This window comes from bacterium, assembly GCA_021372615.1.
GTDB lineage: Bacteria > Armatimonadota > Zipacnadia > Zipacnadales > UBA11051 > JAJFUB01.
On sequence record JAJFUB010000043.1, the window covers coordinates 22,982 to 44,565 of the forward strand.

Below are 21,584 nucleotides of genomic sequence, written 5' to 3' on the forward strand. Positions count from 1 at the left end.
GCCCACTTCGTCCTCTCGTCATTCCACCTTCACATACCATCACGGCTCGAACCGGGCGCCGGCGAAGACCGCGTGGTCGCAGCCGATGTCGCCATTGGCGTCGGTGTACAGCCTGATCTCATCGGCATCGCCCAGCGGCACCGTCAGCGCCTGCGGGGCCGTCGAACGCAGCATCAGGTTCGACTTCACGGCCTCGCGCCATTCGCCGCCCTGCTTGCGGAGTTGCACCGAGAAGATGACGCTCCCGGCCTCGGTGTCATCGCAGATGCCGACCATCGCGCGGAACACCCGGAACTTGCCCGGCGGGATGGCGTAGATCGCCTCGCCGTAGTTCACGGGGCCGTTGGTGACCTCCGGGCAGATCATCAGCCCCTTCTGGTACAGCAGTCCCCCCAGCCGCATCTCGCCCCCCAGATACGCTTCATTGCGCTTCACCCCGGCGTGGGCGAAGGCCTTCGTCGGCTCCAGGTCGCTCAGGTAGACCGACCCCTCCGGGATCCGGGGGCTAAGGATGAAGCGGAACGCCAACTGCGTCGCGGCGCCCGTCACGCCGGCGTCGTTGAGGCTGGCGGTGAGGCCGTACGTCGCGCCCTCCTGGCGGTTGGCGAAGTCCAGTAGCTTCGCCGGCTCGATGGTGAGGACGCCCTGTTTCGGGTTGCCCTGGTCGAGGGTCAGCGTCACGCCGGGCTGCCCGGCGCAGACCGTCTGCTCCCCGGCCTGCACGAAGGTGTTCTGCGGGTCGAGACGGTTCAGCTTGTCCGCGATCTTGATCTCGATGCTCCGGGGCGGGTCGGGCAGGAAGAGCTGCCCGATGTCGCCGGCGGCCACGGTCTTGCCGTCGAGCTTGATCTCCGTCACGGCGGGGGGCTCGGTATCGGCCAGGTTCAGGTTTTCGGGAGACTTCAGCGCAATCGTGACAGGCCCGATCAGACCCGCCGGCACCGTCACCTGGGCCCGCTTGGTCTTCGCGTCGTGAGTGCAGGCCAGTACCTGTGCCCGGCCCGAGCCATCGCGGATGATGAGCTTCGTCAGCGCCGTGGCGGAGGGCAGGCTGAGCCGCACCTGCGCCCCCTGGTGGTCGAGTTGCCAGGCCTGGGCGCCCAGCCGCTTGACCGCAACGCTGTTCGTGATGCGGAAGCCAAACCACGGACAGAAGTCGTATACCCACCAGCCGATCTTGCCGTCACTGTTCTTGTCGGTGAAGATGTTGGCGAAGGGCTCCTTGCCCGCCACCTTGATCCACGCCGGCTCGGGCTTCCACCACTCCCGCGCCCGCGAGGGCATTAGCTTGCAATCCTCGATCTCCACGCCCTGCGACAGGTCCTCGTTGAACAGGATGTACCCGCCCAGCACCGGACCGAAGTCATTGCTCCAGATGTAGTCCTTGCCGAAGATGCGCCAGCGGGTGTCGGTGTGGATGATCCGCTTGTCCGCCTCGATGCTGTCCACGTACCCCTTGCCGACCATCGGGCTGATCTCGGTGAGCTGCACCCGGCTGCCCTTGCCCTGCGGTGCGACCGAGGCGATCTCGTAGCAGGTGCTGTGCCGCCCGTTGGAGAGGACCATCCACTCGCCCTTCAGTGCCTCGCCGGGTGGCAGGGCGACATTCACGTCGAGCGTGTTCGCCTTGAAGTCCAGTGCGGTGATGGCGCCCTCCCAGCAGGGGGCCGTCTCGATGCTCACATCGCCCACTCTGAGCTTGCTGCCGCCGATGAGCATCGCCTGCTTTACGCCCTGCTCGTCGCGACGGACCATCCCCCAGCGCCCCTGTATCTCCCCGCCCCCCGGCAGCGCGATCGGCTTCTCGCCCGTCTCGTCGGAGATGACGGTGTCGGTGTAGGCGGCGGTCTTGATCTCGGCGGCCACGGGCTCCGTGCCGCCGGCGACAGCGAGGCGGCGCACTTGCTGCATGGAGCGCGGGGCTCCAGCCCCGCATGTATCAATGATGGCAGCGAAGGCGCTGCTGAGGTTGCCCTCGCCCTTGCGCCGGGCCAGCAGCCACTTCATGTACTGCGGGAGGTTCGCCCTGACGCGCGGGGACTCGTGGTCGCCCACGATGACCTCATCCGCGCAGCCGGAGAGCATCGTCATGCGCAACTCGGGATAGGGTGGGTTGGCTTGCGACAGGAACGTGAACTCCCCGGCCGGCTTACCGCGCTGGGGGTGTGCCAGCCAGTTGAAGCCGTTGTTGGCGTCATGCTTGCCGCCCTCGGGGATGTCCTCGCCGGCCAGCGTGCCCTTGCCCGGTTCCGACAGCGTCACGCCCTCGACGCCCCAGTCGGGCACCGGTGGCAGGTGGAAGCACCAGTCGTGCTGCTTGCCGCCACGCACGCGGAACACGTCGAACAGGTAGCAGCTTTCGGGGGAGATATCCACCAGCGCGGTCTCGCGCCGGTACAGGCTCGTGCCGGGGAAGCAGCGTTCGGCGCGGGCTGACACGACCTGCACGCCGTCGCTGCCCTTGATGAAGTCCAGATAGCCCGCCTTGTAGTCCTTCTCCCCCTGCTCGTCCACCAGCACCGAGTAGTGGCCGATGCTGTTCTGGGTGAACTGCTGGGCCTTGGCGCCCCACTGGTCGGGGTAGCCCAGGTCGGGCATCATGGACTGCCGGTGGTCGAGGAACTCGATGTTGAGCCGGTCGTGGTGGGAATGCCCACCGGCCGGACTGCCGTAGTACAGCGCGACCCCGCGCGGGCTCTGCGGCCCGCCCGACTCCAGGATCGCCAGCCCCATGCCCCCCAAGTTGCGCGTCCGATAGTTCGGCTGGTCACCATACTTCTTGACGGCCTGCTCCAGCTCCGCCGTGCGGTCGGGCGTGTAGGCCGCGTAGCGCACGTTCTTCATCATCCACAGCGCCTGGGCGAACTTCGGATCGTGGGTGTTGTCCCAGGCCAGGTGGAACATCTGGGCGTTCCACGCCCGGCCGGAGCCCAACACGCTCCCGGCGTCGCCGATGGACGGCGTGTGCCCGTCGGCCAGGGACATGTCAATCCAGCAGCCGGCGATCTGCTTGAGGCGCGGGTATTCGCGGAACAGGTCGTAGCCGCAGCGCCGCAGCCGCTCGGCCACCTCCACCAGCCTCCCGGCCACGGCCGAGGAGTAGCCAATGGCGCCCTCGCACGGGAAGCCGTCGCGGTAGGTGCAGTTGAGGATCAGCTCCTCCAGTGAGTTGTCGCCGCCGTTGTTGATGATCCACTCAATGGCCTGCTTGGTCGTGACGCCGTCGGCCGGGTCGTTGTTGTCCCACGCCAGCGCCCAGTCGGCGAAGGCCAACTGGTGGTCGCACTCGTTCGACCAGTACATGTCAGTGCTGAGCTCGGTCCTGGCGATGGTCTGCATGAACCGCTGCTCGATCTGCCGGCGGACGGGAGCGTCCGCACGCGGGGGCAGGTCGGTCTTGGTCTTGATGAAGTCGCGCAGGGCCTGGTCGTTGTCCTGCTTTAGGTACGGGAAGAGGCGATCGTAGGCCGTGGACATCGGCGTGACGACGCTCTGGTTCTCCCAGCACCACGGGAGGATCATCCCCCCGATGTTGCCCTGGGTGCCCTGCTCGCCGTACTTCATCTTCGGGTACTGCTCGGCCAGCGCGCAAAGCAGCACGGCCGCCTTGTGGGCGTACTCCGGCTTGCCGGTGGCGAGATAGGCGTTGCTGAAGCCGGTGATCCCGCGCAGCACGTCATACCAGCGCTGGTGGAAGACCCAGTAGCCGACGAAGAAGAAACGGTTGCCCTTGGCGTCCACCCAGCCCGTGCCGTCGTCGGGGTAGTCGCCGGTCAGCAGCGACTTGTCCTTCATCCCGCCCTTGAGGTACGCGCCGAAGTCGTTGCTGGGATAGGTCTCTCCGCCCACAGGACACTTGACCTGCCAGGGCTTGTCGGCCGAGTACAGCCACGGGTAGAAGCCCCCGCCAACGCGGAAGACCTCCTTGCCGTGGACGGGGCAGCCGACGTCCGTCGGGCCCAGGAACACTGCCCGCCGCAGCGACGCGGGCGGCACGTAGTCCCACAGCTCCTCATCCGTCGCGTTCTCCAGGCCGACAGGGACCTGGGGCGTCTGCGGCAGGGCGGCCTTCACGGCCTCGGCTTCCTGGGGCGTCAGCAGCGACACCCCTTCCTTGGCGCACAGCGGCGTGGCCAGCACGCACAACAGCACGAGCATTGCCCAGGGGTTCATGGTCGTGGACCTCACAAGTCGGCAGTCGGGATGTGTCTTGGCGAGACGGCCGGCCGATTCCTCCCTGGCCCGGGGCGCGGGCTCGGGCAGGTGCACGCGTCGGGGTGGCCGAACAGGGGCGTGTCCGGGGCGGGCTGGAAGCCCGCACTACCAATGGTCCGGGCGGCGTCCGGAGGAGACTGCACATGAAGCTCAGGTTCGTGAAGCTGATCTGCGTCGCGCTGTTGCTCGTGATGGCGGCGGGCTACGCCGGGGCCGCCGAGCCGCTGGTGGCGCTCACGTTCACCCGCGACGGGTGGGATCCGGCCGCCTGGACGCTGTGCAAGAACCCCACGGTCGAGCACCTGGGCAAGTGGGTGCAGCGCGACGACTGCATCGAGAACGAGACACCCGCCGACCCGGCCAAGAAGAGCGCGCTGGACCAGACGCTCACCACGATGATCTACAACACGAAGTTCGCCGGCAACTGGACCGCGACCGCGAACTTCGAGATCGGCGCGGGATCGGCGCCGGGAATCGTGCTTGTCCAGGACTGGGCCCCCGACGCGCAGGGCCGCCCGCAGTACGGCGAGTTCTATGAGGTCATCATCTACGAGAAGGGCCTGAACCTGTGGCACCACTTCGCCACCCCGGAGGGCAAGCGCACCTGGGAGAAGACGTGCTACGGGAGCTTCGCCCTCCAGCCCGACACGCGCTACACGCTGCAGGTGCGCCGCAAAGGCAAGCATGTGGAGATGTCCGTGACGCTGGCCGTAGGACACGTTCCTGAAGAGCGCCCGGAGCGCCACGTGGTCGGTGTGCTCATCAACTCGCTGCCCGAGGAGCTGTTCCTGGGCGTCCTGGGCTGCGAGGGTGTCAGTCGCGTCTATGACTTCGCGGTGGAGCGCTGACCCCGCCATGCTGAGAATCGGCAACATGCTCTGGCGCATCGGCCGTCTGCTGGACGTCGAGCGCCAGATGGCCTGGACGCAGCGCGCGGGCTTCGACGGGGTGGGCCTGCACGCCAGCGCGGGCACGCCGGGGCACTGGCGCGGGGTCGAGCCCGACATCTGCCCACCGGAGGAGCGCGCGCGGCTGCGCGGCCAGCTCGCCGACTTCGCCTTCCTCGAGATCCACTCCCCCTTCGCGATTGACCTGCAGACCGAGAGCCTGGCGGAGGGGGTGGCGGCCCTGGCGCCGGTGCTCGACTTCGCCCGCGATCTCGGCGCCTGTGTCGTGACCGTCCACGCCCATCTGACCGCAGCCGAGGGGCCGGGCTGGCGGCAGGCCATGCAGGAGGTGGACGCCCGGGGCGCCGCCGCCAACACGGTGGTCGCGCTGGAGATCACCGAGGGGTTCGAGGCCGTGCTCGGCTGGGACTTGCCGCACGTCGGCGTGAACCTCGATGTCGGGCACATGGTCCTGCCGGTCAACGGCGTGCCGCTCGGGCGCTACGGGGGTTTCGGCCCGCTCATCGGTCTGCTCGGGCCAAAGCTCGTGCACCTGCACCTCCACGATGTACGCGGCAGCGTGGACCACATCGAGATCGGCACGGGGGAGATCGCGTTCGACCGGATCGTCGGGGGGCTGGCAGACATCGGCTACACCGGCACGGCGACCCTGGAGATGAACCCGGACCGCGTGCCCCCCGCGGGCATCCGTCGCAGCCTGGGCACATTCCGCAGCGCTCTGGGCGCCGGATGGCCCGCGCGATGAAGCGGCTGTGGATTGCCGACGTTCACGCCAACCTGCCGGCCTTCGAGGCTGTGCTGGACGACGCCGGCCCCGTGGATGAGATCATCTTCCTGGGTGACATCATCGGCTACGGCCCGCACCCGGCGGCGTGTGTGGACCTGCTGAGGGACCGGCGCCCGCGGGCAGTGCTGGGCAATCACGATGCTGCAGTGCTGGCCCTGCAGGGCGATGCGCGCGCTCAGGGCGGCGCGTTCCACTGGGACCTGTGGACACTGCGTCAGCTCAGCGAGGCGCAACTCGCGTTCTTGCAGGCGCTGCCTGAGACGGTGGCCCTGTCGGCCTGCGGGCAGGACGGGCTGGCGCGGCACCAACTGCCGGGAGCGCCGTACCTGCACCCGGCGATGCCGGATGACATCCTGGCCGCGCACTGTGGCCCGCTGCCTGCGCCACTGGTGCTGTGTGGGCATTCGCACCGCGCGTTGGACCGCAGCATCGCGGGACGCCGGCTCGTGTGCCTGCCGCCGGTGGGCCAGCCGCGCAACGGGGACCCGCGCGCCGGCTACGCGGTCGAGCAGGCTGGGCGCCTGACGTTCCACTTCACTCCCTACGACGTGGAGCGCGTGGCCGCCGATGTCGCGCGGCTCGGCCTGCCCGAGCCCTTCTGCCAACGCTGGATCAACTTCGTCCGCACTGCCGCGGATGCGCAATGGTCGCGCGAGTACGTGCCTGACAACGACGCGTGAGTGAGGCCGATCATGTCCTGCCCGAACCTGCTGTGGGTGTGCCCGATGCTGGTGGTGCTGCTGCCGCTGACGCTGGCCGCGGCGGCTGAGCTGCCGGCCCCGCCGCCGGAGAAGACGTACCACCTCACCGTGCCGCTGGTGCGCGACGGCCAGCCCGTCTGCGCCATCGTCGCGCCACCGGGCGAGGACTGGGCGGCCCTCGCCCGGCAGATCCAGACGGCGCTGAAGCCGTCCGGCGCGACCGTGCCCATCGTGGCGGCCAAGGGCCTCAAGCCCGAAGAGATCAGCAGCCGCAACCTGATCCTGCTGGGCAACTTCGTCAGCAACCCGGCCATCGTCCCCATCTACCACCAGCACTACCTGATGTCTGATGACATGTGGCCGGGGCCGGGCGGCTATGAGCTGCGCACGGTGCACGATCCCTTCGGCACCGGCACATGCTACGTGGTGGTCGGGGGCAGTGAGGTCGTGGGCGTGGCGGCCGGCGTGCAGGAGCTGGTGGCGCTGCTACCGGCCGGGAAGACCGTGGAGTTGCCCGTCACGATCAAGATCGAGAGCCAGGGCAAGACGCCGGCGCAGGGCGACCGGAGCGCGGTCCCCGCGCTGGTCAAGAAGATGCAGGGGCTGCAGTTCCGCGCGGTGGCGGGCCAACTGTCGGCGGCGGGGCTGAGCTACCACGCCACCGGCGACCTGGCCCAGGCCGAGCTGTTCAAGCAGGGGATGCCCGTCCTCGCGGCGATTGTGGCCAAGATGCCCGCCGTTACCGATGCCCGGGGCTCGGTGCTGCTGCCGACCATCTGGGACCTGGTCGAGGAGGCGCCTGTCTTCACCCCCGCCGACCGCACAGCCATCTTCCGCTTCATGTGGGAGTACGCGAACAAGTGCCCGAACGCCAACAGGACCCACCAGCCGGGCGTCAAGCCCGAGGGTAACAACTGGGACGCCCGCGCCAACTGGTCGGCCGCGCTGTACTTCAAGAAGTACTACCGCCTCGATGTCGCCGGCCTGTGGACCTGGTGCGAGACGTACTTCGGCAAGGACGGGCAGGCCCGTTTCTGGAAGACCGCCGAGGACTGCCCCGGCTACGGCTCCATCACCTACCATGACCTGCTGTACTACGCTCTCAACAAGCCAGACTGGACATGGTTCGAGAACGGCAATCTGCGCCGGACGGCCGACTACGGCCTGGCCATCACCAACAACCTCGGCGCCGTCAGCGGCTTCGGCGATACCAGCGACATGACCGGGGCAGGCCACTGGCCCTCGATCATGCTCGCTGCCGCCTGGTACCACCGCGACGGACGCTACCGCTACCAGTACGACTTCATCCCCCAGAACGGGCTGTCGGCGGGGGAGTACCTGTATACCAACTACCTCGACAACTCCGTCAAGCCTGTCGAGCCAACGGACATGCTCGGCATCAAGGCGGTGCCGCTGGACAAGTGGATCTACGAGCACCCGCAGGAGGCGCTCAGCTCCGGCACGGCCGCGGACACAGTGCTCAATGCCCAGACGACCGTGCCGCCCTACGACAAGTGCTTTGACAAGATCTCCTTCCGCACGGCCTATCGGACCGACGCGCAGTACCTGCTGCTGGGCGGCATCTCACACGGCTACCACTCCCACCCCACCGGTAACTCCATCGTCGGCTACACCGACAACGGCAAGTACATGCTCTTCGACAACGGCTACTTCGTGCCCGACACCATCGAGCACAACACGCTGGCCATCGTCCGCGACGGCCTGTTCGAGCCGGTGCCGCGCTTCACGACGCTGGAGCAGCGTGTGGACTTCGGCCCGATGGGCCTGTGCCAAACCATGGTCAGCGGGTACAACGGCACGGACTGGCGCCGCAACATCTTCTGGGCGAAGGAGAACTGGTTCCTGTGCCTCGATGAGGTCGAGGCGAGGGCCGCGGGCGACTTCGGCCTGACGTGCATCTGGCGCACCATCGGCGACCTGAACCTACAGGCCGACCGCGTCTGCGCCACCCAGCCCGGCGCGCGGTTCTCGCTGCTCAATGCCAGCGGCGCGCACTTCCGCGTCACCGGCACCACACCACCCACTGCGGACCGCCACGCGATCATGCAGTCGCTCAACCCGAGCCTGGCCGCCGGCCAGAAGGCCTGCTTCATCAACCTGTTCTACTCGCCCGAGGGCAAAGAGGACTTCCCCTGCGAGGTTGTGCAGGCCGGACCCGGCGCCGCGCTGGTGCATGGGGCCGATGACATCACGTATGCCGGGGTGAGTAGCGCCGGGGACGGCCTCCCGCAGGTCAAGGCGGCGATGTTCGCGGCCAACTCCCAGGGCTTCACCCTCGCCGGCGGAACGGCGCTCACCTGGGAGACGCCGTGGTTCAGCGCCACCAAGCCCGTGGACATCAGCGCGCAGATGACCGCCGGTAAGGCCACCGTTCATGCCGCCGAGGCCACGACAGTCTCGCTCGCGGCGAAGGCCGGCAAGTGCACTCTCGACGGCCGGGAGATCAGGCCCCAGCGGCAGGGCAACATGGCCGTCTTCGCCGTCCCGGCGGGGACGCACGAACTCACCTTCCCCGCCGACGTGAAGCCGGCCGCTCAGCCCCGTCTGCAGGCCCACTGGCAGCGACTGCTCGCGGCGCACCAGCAGCGGCTCAAGGCCCTCGCCCAGGCGGGCAGCCAGCCCGAGGGGCTCCGGCAGGTGTGGTCCGCGGATAACGCGCTGCAGACCCCGCGCAGCGTCTTCCACCCCGTCGGCGCGCCGGCCGATGCGCAGCACATCGCCCCGGACCTGGCCCGCGCGGGCAAGCCGAACGCCTGGACCGAGGGGAGCCGAGGCTGCAGCCCTGCCGCGGCAATGGATGGCAACCCCGAGTCCTACAGCGCCGTCGGTAGCGGCGCCGCCAACGTCACAGCCCTGCCCAAGGACCTCGGGGTGGAGTGGCAGACGCCCCAGACCGTCGCGCAAGTGCGCGTGACCCACTACGACATGAACTACGTCCCTGCGCCGGACGGCCACGACATCCAGGTCTGGGACGGCAAGGACTGGGTCTCGGTGGATGACACCGTCACCGGAGCGAACACGCCGCTCTGGGTGCACACCTTCGCCCCGGTGAAAACCACGCGCGTGCGCCTGCTGGTCACGAAGTTCGCCTCGATGCGCACCGCCATCCGCAGCTTCGAGGTCTTCTCCGAGCCGGTGGAGCCCGCGCAGGTCACGGTGCGCGAGCCGCAGACCATCTCCGCGCTGCAGGCGGCGGACCTGCGCGGCAATGGCCAGATGCAGGTGCTGGTCGCCGCCGGCAAGCGCGTGCGCTGCCTGGACGGCCAGGGCCAGATCGTGTGGGAGACGACGCTGCCCGATGCCTGCCTGGACCTGGACACCGGCGACCTGAACAAGGACGGAGTGCGGGAGATCGTCGTGGGCGCGGGCAGCAACCTCTATTGCCTGGACGCCGCCGGCAAGCAACTGTGGGTGACTGCCTGCCCCAAGGACAAGTACGTCCCCGAGATCGAGCCCCAGCAGGGCCCGTTCCGCGTCGTGCGCTGCGCCGACATCAACGGCGACGGCTTCGGAGAGGTCATCGCCGGCTCGGGCAACTGGTTCACATACGGCGTCAGCCACGAGGGCAAGGTGCTGTGGGGGACGCTCAACTGGGCGCACCAGCCGACCTCGATTGCCACGGTGGACCTGGACGGGAAGGGCAAGCTGGCGTCCCTGGTGGGCAACACGTACTGCTCGGCGAACCTGTTCTCGCCGGAGGGCAAAGTCATCGGCGACGTGCCGGTCGGCTACCATGGGGCGGCCATGGCGGTCGCGGCGGGGGACATGGACGGGGACGGCAAGGCGGAGCTGATCGCCGGCTCGCGCATCGGGGGCATTCACTGCAAGACGTTCGGGGCCGAGGCGGTCAACTGGAGCCTCGATGCCGGCGCGGAGATCACCGCCACGATCCTGACCGACCTCAACGGCGACGGGCGGCCCGAGCTGCTCGTGGCCAGCCGCAACTCGTACGTCATGGCTCTGGACGCCCAGGGCAAGGCGCTGTGGCGGTGCAACTGCGGCAACCCGGTGCGGGACCTCGCGGTCATGCCGGGCAAGGAGGCGGCCGTCGCGGTGGCGACCGACGCGGGGGCGGTGATCGTGCTGGACGCCAAGGGGGAACGCCGGGGCTTCTTCCCCGTCCCGGCCGATGTCACGAAGGTCGTCGCGGCCGACCTCGATGGCGACGGCCAGCCGGAGATCGTCGCGGGCAGCGCCGACAGCCGCCTGGTCGCGCTCAAGAGCCTGCCGGCGAAGTAGGGCCGACGGGAGGGCATGACGGCGGGGCGCCGGGGCTTCGCGCCGGTTGTCCTACCGTGCTGCTGCGGTCCACGACACCCGCACTTCGCGGACCCGCGGGGTGCCGCAGCCGTCGCGAGCGCCGAGGGCCAGGCGGTACTGCACCCACCGCGCCTGCGCTGTCGGCAACGCGATCGCGTTGTCGTAGCCGCCCCACGACCCTTCCCCCTCCGGTCCCAGCCACGCCGCCTGTGCGAGTGCCTCCTCAGCCTCGGCCACCCGCACCTGTGCCCGCACCCATGTCCCCTCGGGGACATCCGCCTCCCAGCTCACCCGTAGTGTCTCCACCCCGCCCGGCAGCTCATGCGGTGCGGATGCGTACAGCTCTTCGGGGCCCCGATCACGCTGGTTGCCCGAGCCCACGCGCGTCATTCCGTGCGGCCCCTCGGACGGGAGGCAGGTGACGTTGCGCTCGGAGAAGCCCTCCGGACCGTTCCACCACACGGCCGAGTGACCCAGGTGATCGTTCTCGACCTTGTGGTAGGCGATCCCGAGGTCTACCCAGCCGTCGCGGTTGAAGTCCGCCGTCACGGCGCCGGAGGCCGAATGGGCGAACAAGCGTGTCCGGCAATCAGCGCGGAACGTGCCGTCCTCCTGCCCCCAGTAGATGAAGGAGTGGATGTCCCGCTCGCGGCCGTCGTGGTAGTTGGCCACGAAGAGGTCCAGATGTCCGTCATTGTTGAAGTCGGCCACCCCGAGGGCATTGACGCCCTGGGCGGGAAGCTGCATGCGGTTGTCCTCGCGCAGCCCCTCTGGGCCATTCCAATAGATGTACACGAACGAGTCGTGCGGTCCCTGCAGGGACGGCGTGTGGCCGGCGATGATGAGGTCCAGGTATCCATTGCCGGTCAGGTCGGCCGCCTGCGCGCAGGAGGCGTGGATCACCGACAGCAGTTGCTTGCGCTCCATGCTGAAGCCCTCGGGGCCATTCCAGAGGATGAAGCTGCGGTCGCTGCCGATCTGCGGCACGATCAGGTCGAGCCAGCCGTCGCCGTTCAGGTCGGCCAGGCTGATCCAACGCGGCTGATCCCACTTCTCCCCCTCTGTCGCCATGCTGATCCGCTGCGGGTGCCCGATGTCGTAGCCCTCAGGCCCGCCGTAGAAGATCAGGATGTCGCCGAACGAGAACCCCACAAAGACGAGGTCGAGATAGCCATCGTGGTTCAGGTCCGCGCAGCACACGCCATGGGCGCGTGTTGTGGGCAGGATGGTCGCCGGCTCATAGGCATAGTCGCCATCGCGCCCCCGGAAGATGAACGAGCCGGGGTCCAGATGTGTCGCGTTCTCCGAGCAGTTGGCCGTCACGATCTCGGGGAAGCCGTCGTCATCCAGATCGCAACAGACCGCATCCACCGCGTCGCGCCCCTGGAGGGGATGGCGGCGCTCGGGGCTGAAGCCTTCGGGGCCGCCCCAGTAGACCATCGGGTCCACGTCGCCCCCCGCCCGACGCGCCCGGTGGTTGACGAGGATCACCTGCGGGTCGGGCGCCGCGCTCGTACGGGCAATGAGCACCCGCCGCGTGTCATGCCCCTCCAGCGTCAGCGGCTCGGGGGCCACGCCGGTGGGCGTGCCCCGGTACACGAGCGAGTGGTAGGAGTACGACTCGTCGGTGCGGTCCTGGCCCAGCACGATGTCCGCGCAGCCGTCGCCATCCAGATCGCCGACGGCCACATCGCAGGCATTGTGCGAGGGCAGAGCCGTGCGGCGGGTCTCGTCGAAGCCCGCGGGCCCGCCCCAGTACACCCAGGAACACTCCTGGCCCGCGTGGGTTCCTCGCGAGGCCACCACGAGGTGCTCGTGCCCATCGCCGTTCACGTCGCCCGCCGCTACCGCCAGCGCGTGGGCTGCGGCGATGACCAGGGGCTCCCCCAGCGCGCGGTCTGCCCTGACGGGGGCCAGACGGAACTGGTCCTCGCCCGGGAGGAACAGGTGCGGCCTGCCGCCCAGCCGCACGACCTGCGCCAGCGCCCGCGCATCAAAGGGCTGCTCGGTCTCCGGCGTGTCGTCGGAGCGCGGCTCTCCAGAGCCGCCAGTCGTCCCCTCCTGCGGGGCTGGAGCCCCGCGCTCCACGCCTTCCACTGTGGTACAGCGCTCCGGGCTGAGCCCGTCCGCCCCACCCCAGTACACGCGCGCCTGACGCTCCCGCGTCAGCGCCAGCAGGTCCGCGTAGCCGTCGCCGTCCAGATCGTCGGCCACGATCTGCTCGGCTTCGAGGGGCAGGTCCACGAAGCGCTGGGGCTCGAAGCCCAGGTCGGACTGGGCGAAGAGGCGAACGCGGCCGCCGCAGACGAAGGCCAGGTCGGGGCGGCCGTCGCCGTTGAAGTCGCCGCAGGCCACGGCCGAGGCCCCGGGGGCGGGGATCTCGACCCGCCGGTGCGGGCTCAGGCCCGCGGGCCCGCCATAGTAGATGAAGGCATTCAGGTCCGTCCGCGACCCGTTGTAGTCCATCGCCAGCACGAGGTCGTCGTAGCCGTCGCCGTTCAGATCGGCCACGACCCCGGCTACGGAACCGTCCGAAGGCAGCTCCACCCGTGCCCCGCCCGCCAGGGGCGTGGGATACACATAGCACGGCGGGCGCTCCCAGTGGTTCTGGCTGTTGCAGATCAGCAGATCGGGCCAGCCGTCGCCGCTCAGGTCCAGGAAGTGCAGGCGCTGCAGCACGCCCGTCCGCGACACGTAGAGGTTCTGGCCGCCGTTGTCGAAGCTGCCGCGTCGGAAGTCCTCGAAGCCACGGGTGATCCATTCGCTCTGCATGGGCCTCTCCTGTGCGTCCGTGCCTGCAGCCTCGCCAGTTCGCCCCGCTGCCCGCCGCAACCTGTGCGCGGGCCCCAACGCCCCTAGGCCTTGCGCCATTGCCATTTGAAAACCGGGGGCGTAAGGACTATACTTCAGCAGACGTTCGCGCCCCGTGCGGACGATGACCCTGCGATACAAGGTGGTACAGTTATGCCCTTGCAGATCTGGCTCGATGGCCAACTCGTTCCCGAAGCGGAGGCCAAGATATCTGTGTTCGATCACGGCCTGCTGTATGGCGACGGTGTCTTTGAGGGCATCCGGGCCTATCACGGCCGTGTATTCAAGCTGCAGGAGCACCTGCAGCGCATGTTCGATGGCGCGCATTGCCTCAGCCTGCAGATCCCCTACTCCCCCGAGGAGATGAAGCAGGTCGTGCTGGAGACTCTCCGCGCGAATGGCCTGCAGGACGCCTACATCCGCCTTGTGGTCACCCGGGGCAAGGGCGATCTGGGGCTCGATCCGGCCAAGTGCCCGGTCGCCACGGTCTTCTGCATCGCCACCTCGATCTCGCTCTACCCGGAAGAGTCCTACCAGAAGGGCCTGTCGCTGATCACCTGCTCGACGCGGCGGAACACGCCGCAGGCACTGAACATGTCCATCAAGTCGCTCAACTACCTCAACAGCATCCTGGCCAAGCTCGAATGCACGAGCGCCGGCCTGTCTGAGGGCATCATGCTCACCACGGACGGCTATGTGGCCGAATGCACGGGCGACAACATCTTCCTAATCAACGGCAACGAACTGCTGACGCCGCCGGTGCACGTGGGCGCCCTGCCGGGCATCACGCGCCAGGCCGTCATGGACCTGGCCCCCGGGCTGGGGCTGGAGCTGCGTGAGGACATGTTCCGCATCCAGTCGGTCTACACGGCCGGCGAGGTGTTCCTGACCGGCACCGCCGCCGAACTCATTCCGGTGGTGCAGGTGGACGGCCGCAAGGTCGGGGACGGCAAGCCGGGCCCGACCACCCAGCGCCTGCTGGAAGCCTTCCGCAAGCTGGTCCAGACCTGTGGCGAGCCCATCTAGGCTGACGCCCGGGGCCGTCTGCACCCGACGACACCCTCGCTCGCCTCGGCGGGCTTCGCCAAAGATGACCGTGAGGGGCCAAAGGGCTCCCTCCAGGAAACTCCGGTAGACGCCATATTGTTAGTATGATAGGACGAGTTGTGGTGGCGCCTGTGCGCCGCGTCGGGAACGGGTTGGCAGCCCGGAGAAACCAATCCCGTACGGGCACAGTCCAAACAGGCGCTGCACCGCGCTACCGGAAGAGACCTGGCGTCGTCTCGAGCCGCATCGGGACGCCGCGAGGCGGCGTAGCTTCAGTCAGACAGGAGCGTCTGGCCGGGGGCTGGCCGTGTCATTGGAGGCACCGACGCAATGGAAATATGGGAACGTTTCACCAGTCGTGCCCGCCGCGCCGTCCTCATGGCGCATGATGAGGCGGCGCGCATGGGCGCCCAACTGATCTCCACCGAGCACCTGCTGCTCGGGCTGATGCGCCTGCAGGAAGGCAGCGCCGTCGAACTGCTGGAGAGGCTGGACATTGACCTGGAGCGCCTGCAGAGCGACCTGCGCCGCCAGATGGAGGCGGCGCCGCCGGCCGACCTCGCCGGCAAGGAGCCGTCGTTTACCCCGGAAGCCAAGCGCGTGCTGCTGCGGGCCCTCAAGGAAGCCCAGCAACTGGGCGACTACAGCGTGGGCACCGAGCACATCCTCATCGGCCTGCTGCGCGAAGGGCGGGGGGCGGCCTTCCGCCTGCTACACCGCCATGGCGCCGATCTGCCGCTGATCCGCCAGGCTCTGGCCGAGACCGGCCGCCACGCCATGCCGCGCGAGCGCGAGAAGCGCAGCAAGACCCCGACGCTGGATCATTTCAGCCGCGACCTCACGCAGATGGCGCGCGACGGGCAGCTTGACCCGGTCATCGGCCGCGACGAAGAGACCGAGCGCGTCATCCAGATACTCTGCCGCCGCACCAAGAACAACCCCTGCCTCATCGGCGAGGCCGGTGTCGGCAAGACGGCCATCGTCGAGGGCCTGGCCCAGCACATCACCGACGGCGACGTGCCTGCGCTGCTGCGCGACCGGCGCGTCGTCGCCCTCGACCTCGCCAGCCTCGTCGCCGGCACCAAGTACCGCGGCGAGTTCGAGGAGCGCATGAAGCGCGTCATGGAAGAGATCCGCGCCAGCCAGGGCGAGATCATCGTCTTCCTCGACGAGTTGCACACCATCGTCGGCACCGGCGCCGCCGAGGGCGCGATGGACGCCAGCAACATCCTCAAGCCGGCGCTGGCCCGCGGCGAGCTGCAGTGCATCGGCGCCACGACCCTGGACGAGTTCCGCAAGCACATCGAGAAGACGCCCTCCCTGGAGCGCCGCTTCCAGCCCGTCATGGTCCGGGAGCCGGATCGCGACCAGACCCTCGACATCCTCCAGGGCATTAAGGAGCGCTACGAGGAGTACCACGGCGTCTCGTTCACACCCGAGGCGCTGGAGGCGTCGGTGGACCTCTCCACCCGCTACATCGCCGACCGCTCGCTGCCCGACAAGGCCATTGACCTGCTCGACGAGGCCGGCTCGCGCGTGAAGCTCCGGGGCTACCGCCAGGAGGCCCCCGCGGAGGACATCCCGCACACCCACGCCCTGCACCGGCCGCGCCCGGCGTCGCTGCCTAGCGACCTGGATAACTTCGACGACGATGACTACGACGGGCCGGACCTGGCCCCGCCCGGCTTCACCGCTGACTGGGAAGCCGACGAGACCACCGACATGCCCCAGGTCTCCTATGACGACATCGCTCAGATCGTGGCGACGTGGACCGGCATTCCGGTGGTCTCGCTGACCGAGGCCGAGTCCCAGCGGCTCCTGCGCATGGAGGCCGCCCTGCACGAGGATATCGTGGCCCAGGACGAGGCCATCCGCACCATCGCCCGGGCCGTCCGCCGCTCGCGGGCGGGCATCAAGGACCCGAACCGCCCCACCGGCTCGTTCATCTTCCTGGGGCCGACCGGCGTGGGCAAGACCTACCTGGCGCGGATGCTGGCCAAGTTCCTGTTCGGCAACGAGGACGCTCTGGTCCGCATTGACATGTCCGAGTACATGGAGAAGTTCGCGGTCAGCCGTCTCGTGGGCGCGCCCCCTGGCTACGTCGGCTACGAGGAGAGCGGGCAGCTCACTGAGGCCGTCCGCCGCCGCCCCTACTCCGTCGTGCTCTTTGACGAGATCGAGAAGGCCCACCCGGAGGTCTTCAGCATCCTGCTGCAGATCATGGAGGATGGGCGCCTGACCGACGCCCAGGGCCGCGTGGTGGACTTCAAGAACTGCATCGTCATCATGACGAGCAACGTGGGCGCCCGGCTCATCACCAACACGTCGGCCGTGGGCTTTGTGACCGACAAGGCTGCCCGCACCGCCCAGGAGCACCGCCGCGACTATGCCCGCATGCGCACGAAGGTCATAGACGAACTCAAGAAGACCTTCAGCCCCGAGTTCCTCAACCGCGTGGATGACATCCTGGTTTTCCATGCGCTGACCCAGGAGGAGATTGCGGCCATCGTGGACATGGAGATCGACAAGGTCACCCGGCAGTTGCGGGGACGGGGCCTGGCCCTGACGATCACGGACGAGGTCCGCGACCTGCTCGTGCGGGAGGGCTACGACCCGGACATGGGCGCCCGACCCCTGCGGCGAGCGATACGCAAGTACGTCGAGGACCCCCTGTCTGAGTACCTGCTCCGCCTGGACCAGGAGGTTAGCGGCGAGATCACCGTCAGCCTGGACGAGGAAGGCAACACGCGCTTCGTCCTGCAGCAGACGGCAGACGCGCTGCCCACAACCTGAGCGCCATTCTGAGCCGCGTGGGGCCGGACGTCCCGGATGGCCGGATGGTTGCGCGTCCGGGACGTCCGCAGCCACGCACGGGGGAGAGCTACCCATGAGCGACCTCACCATCCAGGTCAACCGCGCCCCGGTGTTGACCCTGTGGGCCGCCATCGTGGCGGAGCGGCTCGGCCATGACTGGCCGGCGGCCCTGAGCATCGGTAAGGTCCTGGCTGGTCTGAACGCCCAGAGCAAGGGGCGGCGGCTGGGGATCTTCGGCCCGCCCAAGGGCGGGGAGGGGCAGCAGCCCAAGAAGACGGGCCTGGGCGAGGACTGCTGGGTGGAGGTGTGCGGGCGGAGCGTGCCCTGCAAGCACACGGCAGACGGTCTACGGGGGGTCGTCGAGGACAAGCCCGTTGCTCCGGAGACGGTGGAGAAGTACCTGCGCAGCAAGTTCGGCGAGGGTCTGCCCGAGGTGCTGGTGGCGCTGCGGGAACTGGCCGCGGCCTACGAGCCGGCGGCGCTCGCTGACGAGGCCTTCGGGCTGTACGAGCACTTCCGCCCCCGCATTGACCCCGGCCAGCCCGGCTGGGGCCAGAAGGGCACGCTGGACCTGGGCGTCGTCACCTCCCTGACGCAGCGCGCCCGGTCGTAGCCAACCAACCCAACCCCAACAGCCAGAGCGTTCGACCCATGTTCACAGTCACTGTCACGCCGCGCTTCGGCGACGTGGACGGCCTCCGCCACGTCAACAACACCCGCTTGCCCGAGTGGTTCGAGCTGGGCCGCGGGCCCTTCTACCGGTTCTTCTGCCCGGAGCTGGACTTCGAGCGCTGGAACCTCATCCTGGCTCACCTCGGCGTGGACTTCCAGGCCCCGATGATCCTGGGGCACAACGTGGAGATCCGGACGTACGTCCAGCGCGTCGGTAACTCGTCGTTCACGACGGTGCAGGAAGCCTGGCAGCGCGGGGAACTGTGTGCCACCGGGGAGACCGTCATCGTCCACTACGACTTCGCGGCGAAGCGCTCGCTGCCCATCCCGGACGACACGCGCACCGCCCTCCTGGCGCACGCCCGCCCGGAGCCGTAGCGGCGCACTTCATCGCGCCCGCAGGCGCCTACTGCCTGCCCACGTTCGCCACCAATGCCCGCGCGTTGTCGTTCATCACGCGCGACACTTCAATTCTCCCCCACCCCATCCGCTGCGCAGCCTGCTTGAAGGCCCGCAGCTCCTCGTACAGGTAGAGCGTGTAGCCTGCCTCGACTTCCGGCGGCTGGCGGCGGTCGGGAGTGTTCCAGCGGTAGTCGCCATCGCTGTAGTTGATGTACTCATCGCCCTGGTGCCGCCGCATCCCGCGCATCAGCGCGATCGGCAGGTCGCTGCCATACAGGAGCCGCTCCGGGCCGACCATCTGCATGGCCAGCTTGAGCACGTCGGCGTTCAGGTTCATCGCGAAGTCCCAATGGACGGGCAGGTCGTGCAGCGCCTGCAGGCCCGGCTCAGCGAAGCTCATGGTGTAGGCGCGGCCGATGTGCGCGATGATGAGCCGCAGGTTCGGGTAGGTCCCGACCATGCGGCGCACCTCGGCCTGGTTGCGCGGGTCGCGCAGCCGCTCGGGGCGGGGCAGGTGCAGCACCACGATCAGGCCCAGCTTGTCGGCCAGCGCCTGGTGCGCGGGCGGGAGGAAGTCGTCCAGCGCCACGTTCTCATCGAAGCGCCCGCCGACCAGCCCGGGGTACGGCTTGAAGCCGATGAACCCGCCGTCCTCCAGCAGCCGCTGTACCGCATCGGCGGGCCACTCGGGCCGAGTGACCAGCAGGGCATCGGACTCACCGGCCGCGACGGTTCCTGCCACGTACGCATTGGCTGCCGGGATGTCGGCCCACTTGCTGGGGTTGGCGAAGACCAGGCTGCGTGTGCGCCGGCCGGGGAACAGGAAACGCTGCACCTCGGCCAGTTGCTCACGGCTCAGCGCGTGCGGGGCCTCGGAGGCCCACGACTCCGCAATGGCCTCGGCGCTGGGCACACCGTTCCCGGGTATGTGCAGGTGCACGTGCGCGTCGTACACCTCGGCGGGCAGGAACTCCTCGAACTCGTCGGCGAAGACGCGCCGGTCCACGCGCTCGTACCGCTGCGGGTCAATCAACTGGGTCATCGCTTCAGCTCCATGACGTAGGTGACCGACTGGTGGAACGGCTCGAAGCCACAGCGCTCGTACACGCGCCGTGCAGCGGCATGGCCCTCATCCAGCCCGGTGATGACCACCGCAAGCGGCATCCCGGCCTCGCGCAGCTTGGCCAGGGCCATCTGCACCAGGGTCGTGCCGAGGCCATGGCCGCGGAACTCCGGGGCCACCCCGTTGTAGCCGATCTGCCCCTGGTTGCGGTCGCGGTTGATGATCCAGGTGACCCATCCGGCCACTTGCCCGTCCACTTCAGCGACCAGACAGGTGGCCAGCCGCGCCCGGACGGCACCGCCGATGTCGTCGGCGGTCCACTCGTCCCAGCTCTTCCCGCCCTGGACGCCGAAGCGGTCTTCCAGGCGCTTACTCATCCCCATCGTCCAGATGCGCCGGGCGATGGCGACGATGGGCTCCAGATCGGCCTCGGTGGCGGGACGGTAGGTGATCTCCGGCATGGCTCACTCCCAGGCGGCGAGGATGGCCTCGACCAGCGGGGGCAGGATCTCGCCGGCGGCGCCCCGCAGCGACACCGCCGCCGTGCCCGTCAGGATCGTGGCCTCGGGGTTGATCTCGACGACAAGCGCCCCGTGCTCCCGCGCCACGAAGGGCAGCGAGGCAGCCGGCTGGACGTTGACCGAGGTGCCCACCACGAGCATCACATCACACGTCTCAGCCAGGGCGAAGGCCTCCTCCAGGTCGTCGGCCGGCAAGGCCTCGCCGAACAGCACGATGTCGGGCCGCAGCAGCCGCCCGCATTCGCAGACCGGCGGCAATTCGGGGGCCGGCACGGGGTAGTTGTCATCGGCGAACCCGCAGCGCGGGCAGACGACCCGGATGATGTCGCCGTGCAGGTGGATGACGTCCGTGCTGCCGGCTTCCTCGTGGAGGCGGTCTATGTTCTGGGTGATGAGGCGCACCTGAGCGCGCGGGGGCAGCTTCTGCTGCAACTCGGCGAGGGCCACATGCCCCGCGTGGGGCGACGCCTGGTGGATGAGCTGGCGCAGGTGGTCGTTGAACTCCCAGAAGAGGCGGGGATGGTGGCGGAAGGCCTCCGGGGTGGCGACGTCCTCGGCGCGGTAGGTGCGCCAGACGCCCTCCTCCCCGCGGAAGGTCGGGATGCCGCTCTCGCGCGACATCCCGGCCCCGGTGGAAACGGTGAGCAGAGCGTGGTCGGTGAGACGTGCGACAATGGCCTCGGCCAGAGCGGAGAGATCAGGGGACATGGGCAGTCAGGGCCGGCCTAGCCCAGCACCCGCCTCATCCGCGGCCGCAGTTGCCGCACGACCACCACTGCCGCTGCCGTCTTCAGCGCGTCCCCCGGCAGGAACGGCAGGGCGCCCAGTTGCAGGGCTCTCACCCAGTCCTGCCCGGTATAGGCGCTCAGCCAGAGCGATCCGCACAGCAGGATGACCAGGCTGCCGCCGGCCGCCCCCGCGACGAGCCAGAGCGCCGTCCCGCCCCGTTCCGCAAGGCGCACCGCCAGGCCCATGACCACCGCTGCCAGCACAAAGCCCAGCACGTAGCCGCCGGTTGGTCCGACGAAGCTCGGGCCGGCCATCACCGACAGTCCCAGCAGGCTGAGCAGCAGGTAGCCTGTCGCCGACACAAAGCCCAGCCGCGCCCCCAACAGGCCGCCGGCCAGCAACGCCACCAGCGTCTGCAGCGTGAGCGGCACCGGGGTGAAGGGCAGGGGAATCTTCAGGTGCGCGCCGGCGACCATCGCTACCGTGAACGTCGCCGCCAGCCCCACCTCCAGCGCGATCTGCGTCGTCAGCGGCCGGTCGGCGGCCATCGTGTCGGTCATCTCACGTTCGTGCATCGGGTTCGCTCCAGACTGCCGGCGTGTGGGACAGGACGACGCCGCTCCGGCGGCGAAA

General features: G+C 68.8%; 14 protein-coding genes. 8 read left to right on the top strand and 6 right to left on the bottom strand.

Annotated features, from left to right (window positions below; translation table 11 throughout):
* Positions 1-39: 39 nt before the first annotated feature.
* The gene (locus LLH23_07105) at positions 40-4,173 is read right to left on the bottom strand and encodes an NPCBM/NEW2 domain-containing protein (protein ID MCE5238245.1); all 4,134 of its coding nucleotides are present in this window, start codon (positions 4,171-4,173) and stop codon (positions 40-42) included.
* A gap of 185 nt (positions 4,174-4,358) precedes the next feature.
* Between LLH23_07105 and LLH23_07110 the strand changes: the two genes are divergently transcribed.
* Genes LLH23_07110 through LLH23_07125 form a run of 4 tightly spaced genes read left to right on the top strand, consistent with a single transcriptional unit; the run spans position 4,359 to position 10,871 of the window.
* Positions 4,359-5,063 carry a hypothetical protein gene (locus LLH23_07110; GenBank protein MCE5238246.1) on the top strand — a complete coding sequence of 235 codons (705 nt, stop codon included), beginning with the start codon at positions 4,359-4,361 and terminating at the stop codon, positions 5,061-5,063.
* Between the two features lie 7 nt (positions 5,064-5,070).
* The gene (locus LLH23_07115; protein ID MCE5238247.1) at positions 5,071-5,868 is read left to right on the top strand and encodes a sugar phosphate isomerase/epimerase; all 798 of its coding nucleotides are present in this window, start codon (positions 5,071-5,073) and stop codon (positions 5,866-5,868) included.
* Entirely contained in the window at positions 5,865-6,590 is a 726-nt protein-coding gene (locus LLH23_07120; GenBank protein MCE5238248.1) for a metallophosphatase family protein, read from the top strand. Before LLH23_07115 ends, LLH23_07120 begins: the two co-directional genes overlap by 4 nt.
* Before the next feature lie 12 nt (positions 6,591-6,602).
* A complete protein-coding gene (locus LLH23_07125; protein ID MCE5238249.1) occupies positions 6,603-10,871 on the top strand; it encodes a hypothetical protein in 4,269 nt (1,422 codons plus the stop codon).
* 51 nt (positions 10,872-10,922) lie between these two features.
* Here LLH23_07125 and LLH23_07130 read toward each other — a convergent pair whose 3' ends face one another.
* The gene (locus tag LLH23_07130; GenBank protein ID MCE5238250.1) at positions 10,923-13,664 is read right to left on the bottom strand and encodes a VCBS repeat-containing protein; all 2,742 of its coding nucleotides are present in this window, start codon (positions 13,662-13,664) and stop codon (positions 10,923-10,925) included.
* Between the two features lie 192 nt (positions 13,665-13,856).
* Here LLH23_07130 and ilvE point away from each other — a divergent pair, with 192 nt between their 5' ends.
* From ilvE to LLH23_07150, 4 genes are all read left to right on the top strand, one after another.
* The gene (gene ilvE, locus LLH23_07135) at positions 13,857-14,729 is read left to right on the top strand and encodes a branched-chain-amino-acid transaminase (GenBank protein MCE5238251.1); all 873 of its coding nucleotides are present in this window, start codon (positions 13,857-13,859) and stop codon (positions 14,727-14,729) included.
* A 399-nt stretch (positions 14,730-15,128) separates the two neighbouring features.
* A complete protein-coding gene (locus LLH23_07140) occupies positions 15,129-17,543 on the top strand; it encodes an ATP-dependent Clp protease ATP-binding subunit (protein ID MCE5238252.1) in 2,415 nt (804 codons plus the stop codon).
* A 94-nt stretch (positions 17,544-17,637) separates the two neighbouring features.
* Entirely contained in the window at positions 17,638-18,177 is a 540-nt protein-coding gene (locus LLH23_07145; protein ID MCE5238253.1) for a hypothetical protein, read from the top strand.
* A gap of 38 nt (positions 18,178-18,215) precedes the next feature.
* Positions 18,216-18,614: an acyl-CoA thioesterase gene (locus tag LLH23_07150; GenBank protein ID MCE5238254.1), complete on the top strand. Its 399-nt coding sequence runs from the start codon at positions 18,216-18,218 to the stop codon at positions 18,612-18,614.
* Between the two features lie 28 nt (positions 18,615-18,642).
* Here LLH23_07150 and LLH23_07155 read toward each other — a convergent pair whose 3' ends face one another.
* From LLH23_07155 to LLH23_07170, 4 genes are read right to left on the bottom strand one after another with little or no spacing between them, the layout of a single operon-like run.
* Entirely contained in the window at positions 18,643-19,680 is a 1,038-nt protein-coding gene (locus LLH23_07155) for an amidohydrolase (GenBank protein ID MCE5238255.1), read from the bottom strand.
* Positions 19,677-20,162, bottom strand: coding sequence for a GNAT family N-acetyltransferase (locus LLH23_07160; protein MCE5238256.1), 486 nt, complete (start codon positions 20,160-20,162; stop codon positions 19,677-19,679). Before LLH23_07160 ends, LLH23_07155 begins: the two co-directional genes overlap by 4 nt.
* Positions 20,163-20,165: 3 nt before the next feature.
* Positions 20,166-20,930, bottom strand: coding sequence for an NAD-dependent deacylase (locus LLH23_07165; protein ID MCE5238257.1), 765 nt, complete (start codon positions 20,928-20,930; stop codon positions 20,166-20,168).
* Between the two features lie 17 nt (positions 20,931-20,947).
* Positions 20,948-21,526: a biotin transporter BioY gene (locus LLH23_07170; protein MCE5238258.1), complete on the bottom strand. Its 579-nt coding sequence runs from the start codon at positions 21,524-21,526 to the stop codon at positions 20,948-20,950.
* Positions 21,527-21,584: the final 58 nt, after the last annotated feature.